Here is a 2,535-nt window from a genome sequence, read left to right as displayed (position 1 = left end):
GGCATGGTCCCGCCGACCGTGCCGGCGTTCCCGGCCGAACCCGATCTCGCCGTCGTCGGCCCGATGGCCCGCACGGCCCGCGACCTCACGCTCCTGCTCGACGTCATGGCCGGACCGGACCCGCTGACCTTCGGTGTGGCGTACGACGTGACGCTGCCGCCCGCGCGCCACGAGCGGCTCCGTGACTTCCGGGTCCTGGTCCTCGAGGAGCATCCGCTGCTGCCGACCGGGGCCGCGGTGCGGGCGGGTGTGAACCGGGTGGCCGACGCGCTCGCCGAGGGCGGGGCCCGGGTCGAACGGCACACTCCGCTGCTGCCCGATCTGACCGAAGCGGCGCTGGTCTACACGCAGTTGCTGTTCTCGGGCACCGGCGCGCGGCTTCCCGACGAGGTGTACGAGCAGGTGCGCGCCCACGCCGCCGGGCTGAGCGCGGACGACGGCGGCCTCGACGCGGCACGGTTGCGCGCCATGGTGTCCAGCCACCGCGACTGGATCGGGGCGAACAACCGGCGCGAGCTGCACCGGCACGGCTGGCGAAAGCTCTTCGGCGCGTTCGACGCCGTGGTGTGTCCGGTGACGCCCACTCCCGCGTTCCCGCACGACCACGACCCCGACTCGATGGCACGCCGGCTCGACATCGACGGCGTGGATCATCCCTACCTCGACCAGCTCGTGTGGGCCGGGCTGGCCACCATGCCCGGCCTGCCCGCCACCGCCGTACCGGCGGGCTTCTCGCCCGAGGGGCTGCCGGTGGGAGTGCAGATCATCGGCCCGATGTTCGAGGACCGCACCCCGCTGCGGCTCGCCGAACTGCTGGAGGAGCGGATCGGAGGCTTCCGGGCGCCGGCGTAGGGGGCTGCTGCGGGACAGCGGAACAGCAGGTCGGTCGCGGAATCGCACGGAGTCCTCGAACGTTGAGCACACTGGGCAGGGAGACCGGTGCGGTACGGGCCGGGTGACCGAGGTGCCCGACTGATCGAGCTGATGGACAGCTGACGGAAATTGGAGGGTCGCAATGGCTGCGCAGACGCAGAGGGCCGTGCTGGCGGGCGGATGCTTCTGGGGGGTGGAGGAGCTGGCCCGCCGACTCCCGGGTGTGACGGCGACCCGGGTCGGCTACACCGGCGGAGACGTGCCGAACGCGACGTACCGTAACCACGGGACGCACGCGGAGGCCATCGAGATCCTCTTCGACCCGGAGCGGACCGACTACCGCGCGCTCCTGGAGTTCTTCTTCCAGATCCACGACCCGAGCACCAAGAACCGCCAGGGCAACGACATCGGCCTCAGCTACCGCTCGGCGATCTACTACGTCGACGACGAGCAGAAGCGCATCGCCGAGGACACGATCGCCGACGTGGACGCCTCCGGACTGTGGCCCGGCAAGGTCGTCACCGAGGTGGAGCCGGTCGGCCCCTTCTGGGAGGCCGAGCCGGAGCACCAGGACTACCTCCAGCGGTACCCGGACGGGTACACCTGCCACTTCCCGCGCCCCGGCTGGAAGCTGCCGGCGCGCGCGGAAGGCTGACGGCGGGGGGCGGGTCCCGGCGCCCGGTGGCTAGCTGGTGCCGTTCTTGGCGAACGTCCACACGGCGTGGGTGCCGGGGCCGACGGTGAGGGTCGAGTGACCGATCTGCTCCACGTGCCGGTCCTTCACGGGCCGGTTCAGTGACAGGTCGACCCGCTGCATCCCAGCCTGCGCGCGCGGCACGACGTCGAACCGGATCGTGGTGCCGCCGCCCACCGCGACGACGCCCCCGCCCGCCAGGGTCCTGACGGTGAACCCGCCGGCCCGCAGCAGTGGCACGGTGTCGGCGAGGTCGCCCTCGGTGACCGCGAGGTGGATCGCAGTGACGTCACGCATCAGATGGGTGCGGTAGTCGTCGGAGAGGTAGCGCTCCCGGCCGACGTCACCGGGGAAGCTCGGCGGTTCGGTGTTGCCGCGGGGATCGGCGAAGTACTCCGGCCGGTACTCCATCCCCCAGGCGTCGAAGGCGTCGTACTCGAGCGTGGTGAGGACGGCGTCGAACCACGGCACGGGCACCCCGTCACCGAAGTCCCGGGTCTGCAGAAAATCGACGGGTTCGGCGACCCCTTCGTCCTTCAGGCGCGCGGTGACCGTCGCCAGGTCTCCCGCCCGCTCGGTCGACAGCCCCAGCCCGGCGGCACCGAGCGTGCCGTCCTGACCGGGCACGTCACCGACTCCGAACAGCTCCAGATAGCTCTCGCGCCCCATCAGATAGCGGCCGGTCCAGGTCTCCCCTCCGGTACCCGTCGTGGTGCGGACCTGGAAGTTCGCGAACTCCCGCAGATAGTCGGAGTGCTCGATCGCGTCGGCGGTCTCCCGGTCGAAGACCCCGAACGAATGGTTGTAGAACAACAACTCCCGCGCATGCGCACCACCCGAGACTCCCTTCCCCGCGGCCTGCGCCGTCCCGACCCCACCCCCGATCGCTCCGGCGAGGGCCACAGCGAACACGATGATCATCCGTAGTGCACGACGAATCAGCATGTGCGGGAGCGTAGGGCGGGGAG

3 protein-coding genes are annotated in these 2,535 nt (G+C 71.1%); 2 read left to right on the top strand and 1 reads right to left on the bottom strand.

Going from position 1 to position 2,535, the window contains the following annotated elements; all coding sequences use genetic code 11:
- Both JHN63_RS50050 and msrA read left to right on the top strand, forming a co-directional pair.
- Positions 1 to 852 (top strand): amidase family protein (locus JHN63_RS50050; RefSeq protein ID WP_267953879.1); only part of this gene is annotated, 852 nt, incomplete at its 5' end.
- A gap of 163 nt (positions 853 to 1,015) precedes the next feature.
- Positions 1,016 to 1,528, top strand: coding sequence for a peptide-methionine (S)-S-oxide reductase MsrA (msrA, locus tag JHN63_RS50045; protein ID WP_200691785.1), 513 nt, complete (start codon positions 1,016 to 1,018; stop codon positions 1,526 to 1,528).
- Between the two features lie 30 nt (positions 1,529 to 1,558).
- On the opposite strand, the gene JHN63_RS50040 is transcribed toward msrA, so the two are convergent.
- Positions 1,559 to 2,488 carry a DUF5829 family protein gene (locus tag JHN63_RS50040; RefSeq protein ID WP_200691786.1) on the bottom strand — a complete coding sequence of 310 codons (930 nt, stop codon included), beginning with the start codon at positions 2,486 to 2,488 and terminating at the stop codon, positions 1,559 to 1,561.
- Between the last annotated feature and the right edge of the window lie 47 nt (positions 2,489 to 2,535).

Origin of the sequence: Streptomyces sp. MBT65 (genome assembly GCF_016612545.1) — a bacterium.
Lineage (GTDB): Bacteria > Actinomycetota > Actinomycetes > Streptomycetales > Streptomycetaceae > Streptomyces.
Note: the sequence above shows the minus strand (reverse complement) of the source record. Positions and strands in the feature narration are given on the sequence as shown.